The sequence below is a fragment of the Mycolicibacterium rutilum genome (assembly GCF_900108565.1).
GTDB lineage: Bacteria > Actinomycetota > Actinomycetes > Mycobacteriales > Mycobacteriaceae > Mycobacterium > Mycobacterium rutilum.
This window is the reverse complement of the sequence record NZ_LT629971.1, coordinates 4,674,440-4,692,151: the sequence shown is the minus strand read 5'-3', so window position 1 is coordinate 4,692,151 and position 17,712 is coordinate 4,674,440. Positions and strand designations below refer to the sequence as shown.

The following is a 17,712-nucleotide window of genomic DNA, read 5'->3' as shown; positions in this document are numbered from 1 at the left end:
CGTCTCGATCCCTCGAGCGCCGAATCTCCTTTGTACCCCTGCTCACCGAGTGCGCGCGCCGACCTTGACATCGTATCGAACATGAGTTCGAATGGGACGTATGCGGTGGGACGGACAGGGCGTCGGAGTCGACGACGGGGCGCTGCCCGGGCTGCAGCGGATCGGCTTCGTGCGAAGCGTACGCACACCGCAGTTCGAGGGGATCACCTTCCACGAGGTCCTGTGCAAGTCCGCATTGAACAAGGTGCCCAATGCTCGGCCCAATGTCGCCGGCAGGCCGGCTCCGACGATGCTGCCGTTCAAGTTCACCGTCAACGGCTACCGAGGCTGCTCGCACGCCTGCCGCTACTGCTTCGCCCGGCCCACCCACGAGTATCTCGACCTGGACTGCGGCACTGACTTCGACAGCCAGGTCGTGGTCAAGACCAACGTCGTCGACGTGCTGCGCCGGGAACTGTCGCGCCCGTCGTGGCACCGCGAGACGGTGGCACTGGGCACCAACACCGACCCGTATCAGCGCGCCGAGGGCCGCTACGCGTTGATGCCGGGCATCATCTCGGCGCTGGCCGACTCCGGGACCCCGTTCTCGATACTCACGAAGGGCACCCTGCTGCGCCGGGATCTGCCGCTGATCACCGAGGCCGCCCGTCGCGTCGACGTCAGCGTTGCGGTGTCGCTCGCGGTGGGCGATCCGGTGCTGCACGGCGACCTCGAACCGGGGACCCCCACACCGCAGGCCCGTCTCGCGTTGATCGCCGCGATCCGCGACGCCGGCCTGGACTGCCACGTGATGGTCGCGCCCGTGCTGCCGCACCTGACCGACTCCGTCGAGCACCTCGACGGGCTGCTCGCCGGGATCGCGGCCGCCGGCGCCACCAGCGTCACCGTGTTCGGGCTGCACCTGCGCGGCTCGACGCGGGGGTGGTTCATGGACTGGCTGGCCCGCTCCCATCCCGAGCTGGTGCCGAAGTACCGGGAGCTGTACCGTCGCGGGGCGTATCTGCCGCAGGACTACCGGAAGATGTTGCAGGACAGGGCCGCTCCGTTGGTCGCCAGGCACGGGCTGTGCCGCGACCGCCGGTCCTTCCGTGCCGCTGAGGTGCCGCCGCCACCCGCGCCAATGTTGCAGCCCACCCTGTTCTGAGCGCTGTCAGCTCTTGTTGCGCTTGACCTCTTTGAACGGCACGCCGCGGTCGGCGGCCGGTTCGCGCGGGAAACCGAGCACGCGTTCGCCGATGATGTTGCGGGCGATCTCGGTGGTGCCGCCGCCCAGCGCGGCCGCCTGCCGCGACAGGTAGCGCTCGCCGTGGCGGATCAGCGCACCGTCGACGTCGATCACACCGGCACTTCCGGTGATCGCCAGCGCGGTGTCGAACTCGACGTGGTGCACGTCGGCGTGCGCGATGCGGATGATGGACCCGGCGGCCGGGGGCAGCGACCCGTCGAGCACGCCGTGGTAGACGTGGTCGATCAACTGCTCGCGGACCGCCCGGTGGACCAGGGCGCGACCCGCCATCTCCTGCAGCCGGACATTGTCGGCCTGGCCCGACTTCTCCAACAGCTCAACGTAATTCGTCGGCACATCGGACTTGCCCTCGGCGCCGATGCCGCTGGCGAACTCCGACCCGCCGCCGACCGCGCGCCGCTCGTGGTAGAGCTGGCGAGACGCGACGTGCCAGCCGCCGTTCACCTCGCCGACCACCGCGTCGTCGCCGAGTTCGAGGTTGTCGAAGAACTCCTCGCAGAACTCGACCGAACCGTTGACCTGCTTGATGCGGCGCAACGTGATTCCGGGGCTGTTGATCGGCACCAGGAACATCGTCAGGCCCTCGTGCTTGGGCACGTCCCAGTCGGTGCGGGCCAGCATCAGGCCGTAGTCGGCGGCGAAGGCGCTGGTGCTCCAGGTCTTTGCCCCGTTGATCACCCACTTGTCGCCCTGGCGGTCGGCGCGCGTGATGACACCCGCGAGGTCCGAGCCGCCGCTGGGTTCGGACAGCAACTGCACCAGCACCTCGTCACCGCGCAGCACCGCGGAGATGTGCCGGCGCTTCTGCTCCTCGCTGCCGGTGTCGAGGATCGTCGCGGCGCAGATCGTGAACGTCGGCGTGTTGAGGATGATCGGCAGCTCGTAGGACCGCGAGACGTTGTCGAACGCCTTCTGGTAGGCGATCGGCAACCCCAGCCCGCCGTACTCGGTGGGGAAGCAGATGCCGGCGAATCCGCCCTCCCACAACTTCTTCTGCAGTTCGCGCGCCCGCTGCCACGGTTCCTCTTCGCCGCGGTCGTGCTCGGGCGGGTCGGTCGGGTCGATCGGCGGCATGTTCTCGGCCAGCCACGCCTCCGCACGGGCCGCGAACTCCTCCACCGACTCCGTCGGGGCGGCGGGCGGGGCCGATGTCGTCTCGGTCATGACGCTTGCTCCATGTCCTTGGTCAGCGAGTACACGCGCAGGTTGTGGTCCTCAGGGGTGCCGAACAGCGAGCGGTACAACGTGACCCGGCGCAGGAACAGGTGCAGATCGTGCTCCCACGTCACCCCGATCCCGCCGTGCAACTGCACGCACAGCTGCAGCATGCCCGGCGCGTATTCGCCCACATACGATTTCGCGACGCTGACCGCCATCGCAGCGCCCGGCGCGCGCGCCGCCACGGCGGCGGCCGCGGCGTTGGTCGCGGCGCGGCATCCTTCGAACCAGATCTTCAGATCGGCGTATTTGTGCTTGAGCGCCTGGTACGAACCCAGCGGGCGACCGAACGAGTGCCGGTCGAAGCCCCACTGGATCGTGAACGCCAGCACGGTTTCCAGGATGCCGACCATCTCGGCGCACTGCAGCAGCGTGGTGATCTGGGATTGGCGCTCGATCAGCGCCGGGGTCTGTTCGGCGGAGCCGACGGCCGCGCTCGCGTCGACCTCGACGCCGTCGAACTCCACTCGCGCGTAGCTCTTGACCATGTCGAGCGAGCGCTGCCGTTCCACCCGCACGCCGGTCGCGTCAGCAGGCACCAGGAATTGCCGGACACCGTCGTCGGATTGGGCTGTGACGAGGAAGATCTGGCTGTCGGCGCCGGCCTCGACGCGATCTTTGACGCCGTCGAGCCGGTAACCGCTGTCGGTCGCGGTCGCGGTCACCGACGGCGTGAGCGGCGACCACGCCCGCCCGGGCTCGTAGACCGCCCAGGACGCCACGGCCTCGCCGGCGACCAACGCCTCGATGGTGTCTTCGTGGCCGTCCGGGGTCTCGACCAGCCCGGCGAGCACGGTGCTGACCGGATGCAACGGTCCCGGGGCGACGGTCTTGCCCGCGATCTCGGCGACCAGCGCCAGATCCTTGACCCCGTCACCGGAAACGCTTCCCCCGCCGAGTTCTTCGGGCACCAGCAGGCTGGTCCAGCCGAGCTCGGCGGCCCGGCGCCACCAACCGGCGTCGAACGCGATGCCGTCCTCGTGCATCTCGCGGATTCGGCTCAGCGGCACTTCCTTTTCCAGGAAGGACTGCGTCGTCGAGGCGAAGAGCAGCACCTCGGGGTTCGTACCGTTGTTCGCGGTCACGGGCTCTCGTTTCGTAGTCGTGCGAATGTGCGTGCCGAGGGATCGGCACGCACATTCGCGACAGGGGTCAGGCGGGGATGACGAGCGCGGGCACGTCCGGGTTGTGGACGATCTCGTTGGGCACCTTGAACAGATCGATCATGTTGCCGCCCATCACCTTCCGCTGGCCTTCTTCGTCGAGGCCCTGCAGGTCGTCGATCAGGTGCGTCGGCTCGGCGAGACCCTCGGGGTGCGGCCAGTCGGATCCGAAGATCACCCGGTCGACGCCGATGAGATCGGCCATCTTGGCGAAGTCGTCCTCCCAGAACGGTGCGACGTACACGCCGCGCTTGAACGCCTCGATGGGGTTTTCCGGGAACTCCTGCGGCATCTTCTTGTAGACGCCGTCGAACTGCTTGAACAGGTAGGGCACCCAGTCGGCGCCGTTCTCGATCGACAGGATGCGCAGGTCGGGGTTGCGGGTCAGCGCACCGTGGCACACGAGTGCGGCCATCGAGTCCTCGATCGGTCGCTTGCCCATCGACACCATCCGGAACGCGGTCGGTTTGAACGGCAGGTACTCGTCGGCCGGTTCCCAGTCGTTGAGGTATTCGGCGTAGCCGGAGTCCGAGGCGTGCATCGAGACCGGGATGCCGGCCTTGACGCACGCGTCCCAGAACGGGTCGAACTCGGGCAGCCCGAACGACCGCGTGCCGCGGACCCCGGGCACCGGCGCGGGCCGCACGAGCACGGTCTTGGCGCCGCGCTCCAGGCACCATTCGAGTTCCTCGAGCGCGCGGTCGACGATGCCGAGGTTGATCACCGGGGTGGAGAAGATTCGGTCCTCGTAGTTGAACTGCCACGTCTCATACATCCACTCGTTGAGCGCGTGGATGACGTCGAGGATCAGCTCCGGATCGTCCTTCATCCGTTCCTCGACCAGGCTGGCCAGGGTCGGGAACATCAGCGAGTAGTCCAGCCCGAGGCCGTCCATCACCTCGAGCCGCGCGGCGGGTTCGCGGAACGCCGGGATCGCCTTCATCGGCTTGCCCATCACCTCGCGGAAGCTCTTGCCGCCGCTGCCGTGCTTGAAGTACTCCTCCTGCGCGCCGGGCCGCGCGACGACCTCGAACGTCGGGTTGGGGATGTAGTCGCTGACCTGGTTGCGCACCATGATCTTGGTGCGGCCGCGGACCTCGATGTAGTCGATGACGTGTTTGCGATGGTCCGGGAGGAACTTGGTCAGCGCCTCCTTCGGCTCATAGAAGTGGTTGTCGGCGTCGAACACCGGATAGGACAGTTGGCGGGCCATGTACGCCTCCTGGAAGTGTGCTTTGCGGCTGGTGGTAATGACATTACCACTCGGGGACCTGCAGATACAGCAGTCCTGGAGAGGGGTCTTCTCTGCAGGTCAGACGGTGTCAGGCGTGGGTGAGGCCGCTCAGGCAGTAGGCGTAGATGTCGTCGGCGTCGACCGGCACGCCGCTGAGTTCGGCGCCGAGCACCTGTAGCCGGATCGCGCCCAGCGAGGACTGCATGATCAGCGCCGCCCGGGCGTCGACGTTGAGGTCGGCGCGGAACACGCCCTCGGCGATGCCGCGGTTGATGATGTCCTTGATCAGCTCGTGGACCGGGGCGAGGACGCGGGCGTATTCGCGCGGCAGGGTCTCCGCGAGCCGGTCGTTGTAGTTGGTCAGACCGCGGTTGACCTTGTCCTGGGTGGTGGTCTCCGGCGGAGTGCAGACCCGGTCGATGAAGACCCGCAGCGCGGCCGGCGCCGGCAGCCCGTCGGTGTCCTCGCGCCAGCGCCGGGTCGACTCGGACATGATCTTGTCGACCAGCGCGAGCAGCAGTTCGTCCTTGGTCGAGAAGTGTTGGTAGAAGGACCGCAGCGACGTCTTCGACCGTTCGACGACCTCGAGCACCGTGAAGTCGGTGCGCCCCGTCTCGCCCAGGATTTCCAACGCCGACTTCATGAAGCGCTTGGGCCGGGCGTCGGCGTCGGCCGTCCGGGTGGCGCCGTCCGCCGCCGGTCCGCTCGGCTTGGCCATGGTCGGCACCTTCCGCTCGCGGGATCAACTGGTAATGACGTTACCGCTTTTGCAGAACCTCGGTTACTGTTCCCTGTCATGACGACAGACTCAGCGCAGCAGTGGACCGTCGACACCCTGCTCGACCTGTTCGACGTCCGCCAGGACGGGGAGAACCGATTCATCGCCGAAGCCGGACCCGCCGGCGAGGAGGATCGGCAGGTCGTCGAGGGCACGCAGGTGCTCGCGCAGGTGATCGTCGCGGTGGCCAAACGGTTCGAGGGCAAGTCGGTGCGCTCGGCGCACGCGGTGTTCTCCCGCGCGGTGATGGTCGCGGCGGGCCCGATCGAACTGGAGATCGACGTCGTCAACGAAGGCCGCTCCACCGCCACCGCTGTCGTCGCCGCCAAGCAGAACGGCAAGCGGTGCATCACCGCGACCGTGTTGACCGACGTCCCCACCGAAGACGTCATCCGCCACGCCGTCGCGCGACCGGACACGAAGTCGCCGGCAGAGGCCAACGATGCGCGAATGGCGATGCCCGGCAGGGAGATTCGGTTGGTCGACGTCGTCGACGTCAACAGCCCCGACGAGGTCGGCCCGCCGGAGCTGTTCGCGTGGGTGCGCTACGAGCAGACCCCCGAGCGCGACGACCTGGCCAAGGCGCTGGTCGCGTATCTGACCGGGCACCTGGGCATCTCGACGACGATGCGCGCGCACGAGGGCATCGGCACCGCGCAGTCGCACATCACGGTGTCGACGGCGCCGATGACGGTGTCGGTCAGCTTCCACGAGCCGTTCCGGCCCGACGGCTGGCTGCTCTACAGCCACGAGAGCACGCAGGTCGGCGCCGGCATGTCGTATGTGCGCGGGACGGTGCACACCGAGGCCGGTGAGCTGGTCGCGTCGTTCACCCAGGACGCGCTGATCCGTCCGCTGCGCACCACCGACACGGCGATCAAGGAACAGTCCCGCCTGTAGCGTTTTCCGGCGAGCAGACGCGGAGTGCCCCATTTTCGCAGCGGAATAGGGGAATTCGCGTCTGCTCGCGGTCGGAATCAGATCTTCAGGTAGCCCTTGTCGGCGGGGATCTGGGCCGCCGTCACCAGCGACGACGCGTCGCCGGCCAGCCACACCACGATGTCGGAGATCAGGTCCGGGTCGGCGAGCGACTCGGTCGGCAGCGCGCCGGGGGAGAAGCTGTGGATGTAGGTCTGGTGATCGGCGAAGATCTGCCACATCGACGTGTCGTTGCCCATCGGGGTGTCGGTGCCATACGGGTGCACCGAGTTGACCCGGATGCCGTACTGGCCCAGTTCGACCGCGAGTGAATTGGTGAGCCCGACGACGCCGAACTTGCTCGCGCAGTAGTGGCCGCAACCGGGCACCGCCTTGATGCCCGCCGCCGAACTGATGGTGATGATCGACCCGCCGTTGCCGGCAGCGATCATCGGCGGCACGACGGCCCGGATCGTGTTCCACACGCCGGTCAGGTTGATGTCGAGCACCTCCTGCCACTGCTGAGGCGAAATCTCCCACAGCCGGCCCCAATTCATCACGCCGGCGTTGGCGACGACGATGTCGAGTCGGCCGAACTGCTCGACCGCGTCGGACACCACCCGCTGTTGTCCGTCGGCGTCGCGGACATCGACACGGTCGGCGAGGATCTTGCGGCCCTCGCCCTCGACCAGGCTCACCGTTTCGGCCAGGTCCTCGGGCAGCGCCGGCGGATAACCGTTGTGCTCGGCGACGGGCCCGCACGCGTCGATCGCCACGATGTCGGCGCCGGCGCGGGCCAACCGGACACAGTGCGAGCGGCCCTGTCCGCGGGCCGCGCCCGTCACGAAGGCCACCTTGCCCGCCAGGGGAAGTTCCGTCATCGAGACTCCTGTCTAGTCGGCGCCCGCGGCGAGCCAGTCGTCGAAAGTGGTCGACGCGATGCGGGCATTCTCGCCGGGTAGCAACACGTTTCCCGCCATCGACACCCCGAAGACGCCGTCCCATGTCGGGACCAACGTGACCTGCCGCCCCCTGACGGCCAGCGTCCGCCGAGCCATGTCGACCAGGTCCTGGGTCTGGGGGCCGGCCACGTCGATGTAGCGGCCGTGCGGCGGGCCCACCGCTACCTCGGCGAGCACCTCGGCGATGTCCGCGGGCGCGATCGGCTGCACCAGCAGCGGCGCGATGGTGGATACGCCGTCCTGTTCGGTCCAGCCGGCGACCATCGCCGCGAAATCGTGAAACTGCGTGGCGGGCACCACCGTCCACGGCACCGGCCCCTCGGCGATCAGCCGTTCCTGTTCGCGCTTGCCGGAGTAGTGGGCGTTGCCCTCGATCCCGTGGATGCCGACGATCGACAGGAGCACGTGGTGACGCACCCCGGCCCGGTGTTCGGCCGCGAGCAGGTTGCGCGTGGTGGTGCCGAAGTATTCGGTGGTCTTGTCGCGGTCGGTGGGTGGTGCGCTGATCGCGTCGACGACGGCTTCGACGCCGGTGAGCGCCTCGTCGAGGCCCTCCCCGGTCATCAGGTCGACACCCAGCGAGCGGCTGATCCGCACGACGTCGTGCCCGTCACGTTCGAGTGCGGCGGCGGTACGGGCGCCGATGTTTCCGGTGGCCCCTGCGACTGCGATGCGCATGGTGTTCTCCTTCGCCGACGGGACGCCGCCTGATGGTATGGCCGGTTCGCGACGGCATGGCCGGTTTCGACAACGCGGTCGGTGTCAGCGGGTGACGTCCCAGCAGTGGTGCACGATGTCGTGCAGGTGGTAGAGCGCGATCGTTGCGACCGTGAATTCACTGCCGTTGCTGCGGAGGCCTCGCCGCGACCACGCCGTCTCGGGAACGTCGTCGTAGGTGGCTGCGACGGCCGACGCCGCGTCGAACAGTTCGACGGCCACGGTCGCCGGGTCCTGCGAGCCGTAGTCGTCGGCGCGGGCGGTCTCGTCCTGGTCCCAGTTGGGGAACAGCGGAACATCCTCGGTCAGCATCAGCCGCACCCGGTGATCGAAGATCCGGTGCACATCGCGGATGTGACAGCCGTATTCGAGCGTCGACCACACCGACGGGCTCGGCCGGACCTCGACACCCGGACGCTGTAACCGCGTCACCCAATCGGAGGCGTCGGTGCGGATGCGTTGCGCGACGGCCGTGTGCGGGGTTGACGCGGCGTCGAATCCGCAGTCGGGACACGGCTCGTCGAGCACCCAGGTCCAGTCCTTGGTGTCTGGTTCGATGGGGTCGGGTCGATCGGTCACGGCGTCAGTGTGGCAGCCACGTCGCGCAGCCGCGCGCCGGCTCCGGCGACGATCGGTTCACCGTGCCCGAAACACGCCGTATCGACGTCCAGCTCGGCGAGCCGGCGAAACGACGCGACGGTGCGCGCCCGGTCCTGGTTGAACGTGCCCAGCATCAGGGTGCCGACGTTGGCGATGGTGTCGCCGGTGAGCAGTACGCGGTGCTCGGGCAGGTGGACCGCGATGCTGCCCTCGGTGTGGCCCGGGATCGCCAGGATTTCGGCGCCGCCGCCGAAGTCGAGGACGTCACCGTCACGCAGCTCCTTGTCGATCGCGACCGGATCGGCCGCGTCGGGCAGATCCGCGGCGACCCGCTCGTGGATCGGCACCTCCCAGTCCTCGAAGAGCGGTCGTGGCAGCGCGGTGCCGGCGCGAATGGCGGCCGCGTCACCGGCGCCGGCCATCACCTCGGCGCCCGTCTTGTCGCGTAGCTGCGCCGCCGATCCGACGTGGTCAACGTGGCCGTGTGTCAACACGATTCGGTCGACACCGGGCACCGCGCGCAGGATCGATGCGGCAGATCCCGGTGCGCCGGTGTCGATCAGCGTCACCGAGTCGCGGTCGCGCCAGACGTAGACCTGCCAACCGTTGACGACGAGCATGGTCAGATTCGGCGTGACGGTCACGGTCTCCACGCCGTCGACGCTAAGCGGACGCGCCGCTGAACTGAAGCGAATCAGCTCGCGGCGAAATCGCGTCGCAGCGCGGTGGCCAGCACTTCGAGCGGCAGGCCCCCGAGATCCAGTGCGCGGCTGTGGAAGTCCTTGAGCGACACGCCTCGCTGCAGCGTCTCGTCGCGCAGTTGCTGCCAGATCCGCTGCCCGACGGCGTACGAGGGTGCCTGTCCGGGCCAGCCGAGGTAGCGGTCCAGTTCGAACTGCAGGTTCTCGTCTTTCATCGCGCTGTGTGCGGTCAGGAAGTCCCACGCGTGCTCGGCGTCCCACACTTCGCCGTCGGGGGCGGTCATGCCGCAGTGCACGCCGATGTCGATCACCACCCGCGCCGCGCGGAAGCGTTGCGCGTCCAGCATGCCGATCCGATTGCCCGGATCGTCGAGCCAGCCCAGTTCGGCCATCAGCCGTTCGGCGTACAGCGCCCAGCCTTCGCCGTGGCCGGACACCCAGCAGCCCAGCCGCCGCCACCGGTTGAGCTGGTCGGCGAGCACCACGGCGCGGCCGATCTGCAGGTGATGGCCCGGCACGCCCTCGTGGAACACCGTCGTGGTCTCTTGCCACGTGTGGAAGGTGTCAACCCCGTGCGGCACCGACCACCACATTCGCCCCGGCCGGCTGAAGTCCTCCGACGGTCCGGTGTAGTAGATCCCGCCGGTGTGGGTGGGTGCGATGCGGCATTCGAGCCTGCGCAGCGGTTCGGCGATGTCGAAGTGCGTGCCGGCCAGCGAGTCGACGGCGCGGTCCGACAGGTCCTGCATCCACTCCTGCAGCGCGTCCACGCCGTGCACCAGGTAGCGTTCCTCGTCGTCGAGGCGACGCAGCGCGTCGGCGACCGACGTGCCGGGATACAACTGCTGGGCGAGGCTGTCCTGCTCGGCGACAATGCTTTTGAGTAGTTCGAGACCCCACTCGTAGGTCTCGTCGAGGTCGATGGACGCGCCGAGGAACGACCGCGACCACAGCCGGTAGGTCTCGCGTCCGACCGCGTCCTCGGCGCGGGCGTGCGGGGCGATCTCGTCGCCGAGCACCCGGCCCAGTTCCCGGTAGGCGTTCGCCGCGTTGGCCGCGTGCTGCTGCAGTTCGTCGTGGAGCGCCGCGTTGTCCGTCGGCGCCGCGGTGACCATGTCGACCAGCAGGTGCTGGATGGTGGCGGACTGGTCGATGCCGCGCACCACCTGGCGCACGGCCGGCGGGTGTCCGCCGGCGACGGCCGCGCGCAGCGCATCGGCGTATCCGGCGACGCGGTCGGGCAGCCGCGACAACCGTCGCGCGATCACCGCCCAGTCGTCCTCGGTGTCGGTCGGCATCAGGTCGAACACGTCGCGCATCGACTGCAGCGGTGAGGCGATCACGTTGATCTCACCGACGTCGAGGCCCGCGTCGTTGAGTTCGACCGTCACACCGAGACGTTCGCGCATCGCCGCGATCGTCACCTCGTCGACGGCGTCCTCGGCGGTGACACCGTCGAGCTCGCGCAGGGCGGCGCGGGCGGCGTCGGCACGCGCCGCTACGCCGTCGGGGGAGTAGTCGGTGATCTCCTCGTCGTGGCCGGTGATGCCCATTTCCGTTGCAGCACACGGGTCCAACGCAGCGAACGTGTCGAGGTAGCGTTCGGCGACGGCATCGACGGCCGTGGTTGTCCTACCCAAGGTTGTTCGTCGCGAAGGTGTCGCAGGCGTTCACATCTCCGGTGCGGTAGCCCTCGGTGAACCACTTCTGCCGCTGGGCCGCCGATCCGTGCGTCCACGCCTCGGGGTTGACCCGGCCCGTGGCCTTCTCCTGGATGCGGTCGTCGCCGACGGACGCGGCGGCCGACAACGCGTCGGCGATGTCCTTGTCGGTCAACGGTTCCAGGAACGGCACGCCGGTGCTTTCCTGCTTGGTGATCGCCGCGTAGTGCGCCCACACCCCGGCGTAGCAGTCGGCCTGCAGTTCGGTGCGCACACCGCCGCCCGTGGGGCCCGCCGCGCCGGGACCCTGCGACTGGCTCAATGTGCCGGTGAGGTTCTGGATGTGGTGGCCGAACTCGTGGGCGACGACGTACTCCTGCGCCAACGGCCCACCGCTCGAACCGAATTGGGTCCGCAGGACATCGAAGAAGTCGACGTCGAAGTAGGCGGTCTGGTCGGCCGGGCAGTAGAACGGGCCGACGTCGCTGGTCGCCGCGCCGCACCCGGTGTCGACACTGCCCTTGAACAGGCGAACCTGCGGGCGCGTGTAGTCGGGCAGCAACTGCGGCCAGATCCCGTCGAGCGAGTTGCCGGTCGCCACCACCCGGCACTCGGGGATCTCGTTGGCATCGGCGCCGGTCCTGCATTGGCTCAGATCGAAGCCGGGCGCCTCGGCACCCGGGCCGCCGAGCTGGCCTTGCTGCGGCGGCATCACCGAACTGGGGTCGACGCCGAGCAGCAGCGCGACGACCATGACCAGGAGTCCACCCACACCGCCGCCGATCGCGATTCCGCGCCCCGGGCCTCTGCCGCCGCCGCTGGTGGAGGTGGTGCTGGTGTCGATCTGCATGCCCTCGTTGAAGGTCATGGCCACCAGCTTCGCACACTACGATTTGGTCGTGGCAGTCGTTGTCGGACATTCGGCCGTCGTGCACACACCGCTCGGCGACCTGCGCGGAACGACCGACGGCGGCGTGGGTGTCTGGCGCGGTGTGCCCTACGCCGAACAGCCGGTCGGCGAGCGCCGATTCCTGGCGCCCGAACCGAAGCGGCCGTGGACCGGGCTGCGCGACGCCGTCGAGCACGGGCCGCTGCCCCCGCAGGGCAAGTCGTTCGTCGGCGGCGGCCGCGACGATCCCAAGGTCCGCGACGAGGCCTGCCTGACGCTGACGGTGTGGTCGCCGGACACCAGCGCGTCGCTGCCGGTGATGGTGTGGATCCCGGGCGGCGCGTTCGTGTTCGGGGCCGGGCAGTTTCAGCTGTACAACGGGTCGCGGCTGGCCGCCAACGGCAACGTCGTGGTGGTCAACGTGACATACCGCATCGGGGTGTTCGGCGGTTTCGAGCTCGGCGACCTCGGTGACGGGTTCGACGACAACCTGGCGCTGCGCGATCAAATGGCGGCGCTGCGCTGGATCCGCGACAACATCGCCGCGTTCGGCGGCGACCCGGCCCGCGTCACCGTGTTCGGTGAGTCGGCCGGTGGCACGTCGGTGCTTGCGCTGCTTGCCTCACCGGCCGCCGACGGGCTGTTCAGCCGGGCGATCGCGCAGAGCCCTGCGCTGCCGCTGATCGCCGACCGCGAGCTCCGAGCCGAGCAGGCCCACGAGTGGCTGCGCCGGCTCGGCGTTACCGCGGCCGAGGTCAAGCGGCTGCCGCAGCGCGAGTTGCGCCGCGCCGCCGGCAGTCTGCAGCTCGACAGCGCCGCGCGGAGCCCGACGCTGGCCTACGGCCTGACCTACGGCGTCGACCTGCTGCCGCGCCATCCCGTCGACGCTGCGCGCGACGGCAGCCTGCGCCGCGTGCCGCTGATCATCGGCACGAACAGTCACGAGGCGTCGATGTTCGCCTGGACGAAACCGCCGATGCTGCCCACCACCCGCACGACCGTCGACGCCTACTTCGCCCGCGTCGGACGCGATGCGAAGGCGCGGGTGCTGGCGGCCTATCCCGACTACCCGCGCCGACGGGCGCTGATCGCCTTCGGCTCCGACGTCATGTTCGGCGGCCCGGCGTGGGCGTTCGCCGACGCCTACAGTCAGCTGGCCCCTACGCACGTCTACCGCTTCGACCACGTCGGCACCAGCCTGCGGCTCCTCGGGCTGGGCGCCACGCACGGCAGCGAGATCGTGCACGTCCAGCACAGCTACGCCTCGTATCTGGGCCGCAAGATGCATCCGCTGGGCCGGCGGTGGCAACCCGCTGTCGGGCGCCGGATGCAGCGCGCCTGGCTGGACTTCGCGGGCAAGGGCTGGGACGACGGGGTGATCCGCTGGTCCACCGGCCATGACTGGCCGGTGTACGACACCGCCGACCGCTACACCCGCATCATCCAGTCCGCCCGCGACACCGTCGTCGCCGATCCCGACGCCGAGCGCCGCCAGGCCTGGGCCGGCCTCTACTGAGCCTCGACGCCGAACCGCTCGCCGACGTAGTCGCGCAGGTTGTAGAGGAACTTCTGAAACAGCCAGCCCATCACCGGCCTGCCGAGCGTCATCCCCAGCCGGGCCGCGAGGCCGTTGGGTTTCATCGCCATCACCCACGTCAGGTGACAGCCCCGCGGGGTGCGCACCACGCGGTAGTCCTCCGCGAACGCCGCGATACTTCCCGTCGACGCCTCATTGAAGCGAAAAGCCATGTGCGAGTAGGGCTCCCATGCGAGGAATTCCTCGGCGCCGACGATCCCGCCGCGCATCTTCACCGTGCGGGTGGTGCCGACGCCGCGCGGTTCGGGGCTGGTCCAGGTGACCTCGGTGATGACGCTGGCCCAGCGCGGCCACGATTCGGCGTCGCCCAGCACCTCGAAGAGCTGCTCGGGGGTGATGGCGAGGTCGACGGTGCTGACGAACCGGAACGGCGCGTTGTCGACGAACTCGAGGTCGACGCGTTCGCATGGCTGCATGGCCATACACAGTAGAGGACGGTGTCTAGCCTGAAGGCCGCACTCCTCAACGCGGCTCGTGCCTCGCCGCTTGATCGTCGTACGGCTAGCCGGGCCCGTCGCTGGCCGCCGCCAACAGCGGCACGATGACGTCGCTGACCGGCGTCGCCACCCCGAACTGGGCGCCCTTACGGGAGATGACCCCGTTGCGGATGTCCCACTCCAGCCGCCGGTGCGCCTCGCGGTCGGTCAGGATCGACGTCGTGACGTCCTCGGGCAGGCCGGCCAGCAGGCCGACGACCTCGTCGATCACCTCGTCGCCGAGCGTGGCGCCGTCGGCGCGCGCGACGGCCAGGCATTCGGCCAGGTACCGCCGGGCCAGGGCGGCGACGTCGTCACGCCGGAACAGGCCCGAGCGGCGCCCGCTGAGCACCATGAACCCGACGACCGCGTTCACCAGCAGTTTGTGCCACGCCGCGTTGACGAAGTCGGGGTCGATCTCGACAGTGACCGCGGTGCCGGCGAACAGCTCGGCCAGCGACCGGGCCGCGGGGATGTCGGGGAACACCAGGCGGGCCGCGGTCCGCAGCCGCACGGCGCCCTCGGGTGTGGGCTCGGCCGAGATCCACACCGCCGAGGGCACCACCGTCGCACCCGGGCAGTAGGCGCCGACGCGCTCCACCTGTTCGACCCCGTTTTGCAGGGCGCACACCAGCGTGTGGTCATCGCAGAGCTTGGCCAGCCACGCCGCGGCGTGTTCGTTCTGGGTGTCCTTGACCGCCAGCAGCACCACGTCGACCGGTCCGTCGAGCGCCCCCGGATCGGTGAGCACCGGACCGGGCAGCGTGATCGGCTCGGCGTCGTCGGGCCGGATCTCGATGGAATCGCGCGGCGTGCGGCCGCACAGCGTCACGTGGTGGCCGGCGGCGTGCAGCAGCGCGGCGATGGTGGAGCCGATGGCGCCCGGCCCGACGAGCGCGATGCGCGTGGACATATCCGCCAAACTACCGGCGTAATCGTCCCCTCTACACTTGAGCAGTTGTCCCATCAGGCGATTCCCAGGAGAGTTTCAGTGTTGCGCAGTCATGCCGCCGGAGCGTTGCGGCCCGCCGACGCCGGTCAGAAGGTGACGCTGGCCGGTTGGGTCGCGCGTCGTCGTGATCACGGCGGTGTCATCTTCATCGACCTGCGCGACGCGTCCGGGGTATCGCAGGTGGTGTTCCGCGAAGGTGACGTCCTGGCGGCTGCGCACCGGTTGCGCGCCGAGTTCTGCGTCGCGGTCACCGGTGTCGTCGAGGTGCGCCCGGAAGGCAACGAGAATCCCGAGATCCCCACCGGGCAGATCGAGGTCAACGCGACCGAGTTGACCGTGCTGAGCGAGAGCGCCCCGCTGCCGTTCCAACTCGACGAGACCGCGGGCGAGGAAGCGCGACTGAAGTACCGCTATCTCGACCTGCGCCGCGAGGGCCCGGGACAGGCAATTCGCCTGCGCTCCAAGGTCAATGCGGCTGCACGCGAGGTACTGGCGCGCCACGACTTCGTCGAGATCGAGACCCCCACCATGACGCGCTCGACGCCGGAGGGCGCGCGCGACTTCCTGGTGCCCGCGCGGCTGCAACCGGGTTCGTTCTACGCGCTGCCGCAGAGCCCGCAGTTGTTCAAGCAGCTGCTGATGGTCGCGGGCATGGAGCGCTACTACCAGATCGCCCGGTGCTACCGCGACGAAGATTTCCGCGCCGACCGTCAGCCCGAGTTCACCCAGCTCGATCTCGAGATGAGCTTCGTCGACGCCGAAGACGTGATCGCGGTCGCCGAGGAGATCGTCGCCGCGCTGTGGCGGCTGATCGGTTACGACGTGCCGTTGCCGCTGCCGAGGATCACCTACGCCGACGCCATGCGCCGATTCGGTTCGGACAAACCGGATCTGCGCTTCGGCCTGGAACTCGTCGAGTGCACCGAGTACTTCAAGGACACCGCGTTCCGGGTGTTCCAGGCGCCCTACGTCGGGGCCGTCGTGATGCCGGGCGGCGCCTCGCAGCCGCGCCGCACGCTCGACGCCTGGCAGGAGTTCGCCAAGCAGCGCGGCCACAAGGGGCTGGCGTATGTGCTCGTCGACGAGGACGGGACGCTGGGCGGCCCGGTCGCCAAGAACCTCTCCGACGCCGAACGCGACGGTCTGGCAGCCCATGTCGGCGCGTCGCCGGGCGATTGCGTGTTCTTCTCGGCCGGGGCGGCGAAGACGTCGCGCGCGCTGCTCGGCGCCGTGCGCATCGAGGTCGCCAAACGACTCGACATGATCGACCCCGACGCGTGGGCATTCACCTGGGTGGTGGATCCGCCGCTGTTCGAGCCGGCCGACGACGCGACCGCCCACGGCGACGTCGCGGTCGGGTCCGGCGCCTGGACCGCGGTGCACCACGCCTTCACCGCGCCCAAGCCCGAATTCGCGGACCGCATCGACACCGACCCCGGTGCCGTGCTGGCCGACGCGTACGACGTGGTGTGCAACGGCAACGAGATCGGTGGCGGCTCGATCCGTATCCACCGGCGCGACATCCAGGAGCGGGTGTTCGCGGTGATGGGTCTCGATCAGGCCGAGGCCGAGGAGAAGTTCGGATTCCTGTTGGAGGCGTTCACGTTTGGTGCACCGCCCCATGGCGGTCTGGCCTTCGGCTGGGACCGCACGACCGCGCTGCTGGCCGGTGCGGACTCGATCCGCGAGGTGATCGCGTTCCCGAAGTCCGGCGGCGGCGTGGACCCGCTGTCCGGTGCGCCCGCGCCGATCACCGCCCAGCAGCGCAAGGAATCCGGCATCGACGCCAAGCCGAAAACCGAGGGTTAACCCGGCCAGTCGCAGCCCGTCAACTCGGCGGACAGCTCCCAGAGTCGCCGCGCCGCGACCGGGTCGACGGCCTTGCGGAGCAAGCGCGTCACCTTCGGGCGGCCCAACTGGTTGAAGCGCGGCGCGAGGTAGGTGCCGCTGGGCAGGTCGGTCGTCACCGCCTGCAGGCTCGCGCGGGCACCCTGCGCGGGGGTGTGCATCAGACGCCGGATGCGGGGGTGCTCAGCCATGTTCAGCGACCGCGTGATGTCGGTGTCGGTGGCGCCGGGATCGGTGGCGTAGGCCCGCATCCCGCGCTCGCGCAGCGCCGCGACGAACAACAGGTTCGCCAACTTCGACTCCCCGTAGGCCGACCACCGGTTGTATCTGCGCCGCTCCCAGTTCAAGTCGTCGAGATGCAACCGGTTGAACAGGTAGGTCGCGCTGGCCACCGAGATCACCCGGTCGGTGATCCGGTCGGCCAGCAGGCAAGTCAACGCGAAGTGGCCGAGATGGTTGATCCCGATGTGGGATTCGAAACCGTCGGCGGTGCGTGTCAACGGCACGGCCATCACGCCCGCGTTGTTCACCAACACGTCGACCGTCGGCACGGAGTCGGCGAACGCGCGGACGCTGGACAGGTCGCCGAGGTCGAGGGCAGCGACCTCGACGTCGCCAGACATGGTCGCGGCGGCCTGCCGCGCCTTCTCGACGTCGCGGCACGCGATCAGCACGCTGTGCCCGTCGGCCGCCAGCGACGCCGCCGTCGCCTTGCCTACCCCGCTGTTGCCGCCCGTCACAACCACCCGCAT

17 protein-coding genes are annotated in these 17,712 nt (G+C 69.1%); 4 read left to right on the top strand and 13 right to left on the bottom strand.

Translation table 11 applies throughout. The features are described 5' to 3' along the window. Positions 1–100: 100 nt before the first annotated feature. Positions 101–1,144 (top strand): Rv2578c family radical SAM protein, encoded by a 1,044-nt coding sequence (locus BLW81_RS22775; RefSeq protein ID WP_083409148.1) that lies wholly within the window; start codon positions 101–103, stop codon positions 1,142–1,144. Between the two features lie 6 nt (positions 1,145–1,150). On the opposite strand, the gene BLW81_RS22770 is transcribed toward BLW81_RS22775, so the two are convergent. The 4 genes from BLW81_RS22770 to BLW81_RS22755 all read right to left on the bottom strand — a co-directional run bounded on the left by BLW81_RS22770 (position 1,151) and on the right by BLW81_RS22755 (position 5,579). Then, positions 1,151–2,410 (bottom strand): acyl-CoA dehydrogenase family protein, encoded by a 1,260-nt coding sequence (locus tag BLW81_RS22770; protein WP_083409147.1) that lies wholly within the window; start codon positions 2,408–2,410, stop codon positions 1,151–1,153. Then, entirely contained in the window at positions 2,407–3,549 is a 1,143-nt protein-coding gene (locus BLW81_RS22765) for an acyl-CoA dehydrogenase family protein (protein WP_083409146.1), read from the bottom strand. The genes BLW81_RS22770 and BLW81_RS22765 overlap by 4 nt, the downstream gene beginning before the upstream one ends. A gap of 67 nt (positions 3,550–3,616) precedes the next feature. Further along, positions 3,617–4,840 carry an amidohydrolase family protein gene (locus BLW81_RS22760; protein WP_083409145.1) on the bottom strand — a complete coding sequence of 408 codons (1,224 nt, stop codon included), beginning with the start codon at positions 4,838–4,840 and terminating at the stop codon, positions 3,617–3,619. Between the two features lie 109 nt (positions 4,841–4,949). Continuing rightward, positions 4,950–5,579, bottom strand: coding sequence for a TetR/AcrR family transcriptional regulator (locus BLW81_RS22755; RefSeq protein ID WP_083409144.1), 630 nt, complete (start codon positions 5,577–5,579; stop codon positions 4,950–4,952). Between the two features lie 78 nt (positions 5,580–5,657). On the opposite strand from BLW81_RS22755, the gene BLW81_RS22750 reads away from it, so the two are divergent. After that, the gene (locus BLW81_RS22750) at positions 5,658–6,539 is read left to right on the top strand and encodes an acyl-CoA thioesterase (RefSeq protein ID WP_083409143.1); all 882 of its coding nucleotides are present in this window, start codon (positions 5,658–5,660) and stop codon (positions 6,537–6,539) included. Positions 6,540–6,616: 77 nt separating this feature from the next. On the opposite strand, the gene BLW81_RS22745 is transcribed toward BLW81_RS22750, so the two are convergent. The 6 genes from BLW81_RS22745 to ypfJ form a co-directional block, all read right to left on the bottom strand. Beyond that, positions 6,617–7,438: a mycofactocin-coupled SDR family oxidoreductase gene (locus tag BLW81_RS22745; protein ID WP_083409142.1), complete on the bottom strand. Its 822-nt coding sequence runs from the start codon at positions 7,436–7,438 to the stop codon at positions 6,617–6,619. 12 nt (positions 7,439–7,450) lie between these two features. After that, entirely contained in the window at positions 7,451–8,197 is a 747-nt protein-coding gene (locus tag BLW81_RS22740) for an SDR family oxidoreductase (protein WP_083409141.1), read from the bottom strand. Positions 8,198–8,281: 84 nt separating this feature from the next. Next, on the bottom strand, positions 8,282–8,815 hold the full coding sequence (locus BLW81_RS22735) for a DinB family protein (RefSeq protein ID WP_083409140.1): 534 nt from the start codon (positions 8,813–8,815) through the stop codon (positions 8,282–8,284). Continuing rightward, on the bottom strand, positions 8,812–9,489 hold the full coding sequence (locus BLW81_RS22730) for an MBL fold metallo-hydrolase (RefSeq protein ID WP_235632066.1): 678 nt from the start codon (positions 9,487–9,489) through the stop codon (positions 8,812–8,814). The genes BLW81_RS22735 and BLW81_RS22730 overlap by 4 nt, the downstream gene beginning before the upstream one ends. Positions 9,490–9,530: 41 nt before the next feature. Further along, entirely contained in the window at positions 9,531–11,177 is a 1,647-nt protein-coding gene (locus BLW81_RS22725) for a DUF885 domain-containing protein (RefSeq protein WP_083409139.1), read from the bottom strand. Next, positions 11,170–12,066 carry a KPN_02809 family neutral zinc metallopeptidase gene (gene ypfJ, locus BLW81_RS22720; RefSeq protein ID WP_083410752.1) on the bottom strand — a complete coding sequence of 299 codons (897 nt, stop codon included), beginning with the start codon at positions 12,064–12,066 and terminating at the stop codon, positions 11,170–11,172. The genes BLW81_RS22725 and ypfJ overlap by 8 nt, the downstream gene beginning before the upstream one ends. A 31-nt stretch (positions 12,067–12,097) precedes the next feature. Between ypfJ and BLW81_RS22715 the strand changes: the two genes are divergently transcribed. Next, entirely contained in the window at positions 12,098–13,603 is a 1,506-nt protein-coding gene (locus tag BLW81_RS22715; protein ID WP_083410751.1) for a carboxylesterase/lipase family protein, read from the top strand. Here the strand turns inward: BLW81_RS22715 and BLW81_RS22710 are convergent. Together BLW81_RS22710 and BLW81_RS22705 are read right to left on the bottom strand one after the other, a co-directional pair. Further along, complete coding sequence (locus BLW81_RS22710) at positions 13,597–14,106, bottom strand: SRPBCC family protein (protein ID WP_083409138.1); 510 nt, start codon at positions 14,104–14,106, stop codon at positions 13,597–13,599. The two genes, BLW81_RS22715 and BLW81_RS22710, sit on opposite strands and share 7 nt — an antisense overlap. Before the next feature lie 79 nt (positions 14,107–14,185). After that, positions 14,186–15,073, bottom strand: a complete 888-nt coding sequence (locus BLW81_RS22705; protein WP_083409137.1) for an oxidoreductase — start codon at positions 15,071–15,073, stop codon at positions 14,186–14,188. A 78-nt stretch (positions 15,074–15,151) separates the two neighbouring features. On the opposite strand from BLW81_RS22705, the gene aspS reads away from it, so the two are divergent. After that, the gene (aspS, locus tag BLW81_RS22700; protein WP_083409136.1) at positions 15,152–16,921 is read left to right on the top strand and encodes an aspartate--tRNA ligase; all 1,770 of its coding nucleotides are present in this window, start codon (positions 15,152–15,154) and stop codon (positions 16,919–16,921) included. On the opposite strand, the gene BLW81_RS22695 is transcribed toward aspS, so the two are convergent. After that, the gene (locus tag BLW81_RS22695; protein WP_083409135.1) at positions 16,918–17,712 is read right to left on the bottom strand and encodes an SDR family NAD(P)-dependent oxidoreductase; all 795 of its coding nucleotides are present in this window, start codon (positions 17,710–17,712) and stop codon (positions 16,918–16,920) included. The genes aspS and BLW81_RS22695 overlap by 4 nt on opposite strands.